At 65.2% G+C, this 446-nt stretch carries 1 pseudogene; it reads left to right on the forward strand.

Annotated elements, in window-relative coordinates:
• Positions 1–446 (forward strand): annotated as a pseudogene (locus EN939_RS37590) (amidase); the annotation flags it as partial.

Here is a 446-nt window from a genome sequence, read left to right on the forward strand (position 1 = left end):
CGGTCGAGGAGATCGACCTGCCCTTTATCGGCCGCGATTTCTTCGCCGATTTCTGCAGGACGGTTGCCTCCGCCGTCGCCGGCACGATGCGGGCCGAAGCGCTGCGCGTCGGCCGTTCCGTTACCGGTGACATCGAGCGGGCGACGCGGGTGCTCGCCCGCTTCGGCGAAATGGTGTCGGCCGGCGAGACCTATGCCGACCTGCAGCGGCTGCATGCCGCCTCGCGGCAGCTGATTTCGGAGACCGTGCAGTACGACGCCGTGCTGATGCCGGTCATTGCCCACCCGCCGCTCGCCTGCGGCGCCATGGATCCCAAAGGCGCCGACGAGCTCATCGAGAACCTGCTCGACAAGCTTCACCTGACACCCTTGCTGAAGCTGAAGCCGTTCTTCGGCCAATTGATGGACAAGAGCCTCTGGTTCACCCATTGGCCGGCGATCCAGAAT

Source organism: Mesorhizobium sp. M7A.F.Ca.CA.002.05.1.1, from assembly GCF_003998335.1.
Taxonomy (GTDB): Bacteria; Pseudomonadota; Alphaproteobacteria; order Rhizobiales; family Rhizobiaceae; genus Mesorhizobium.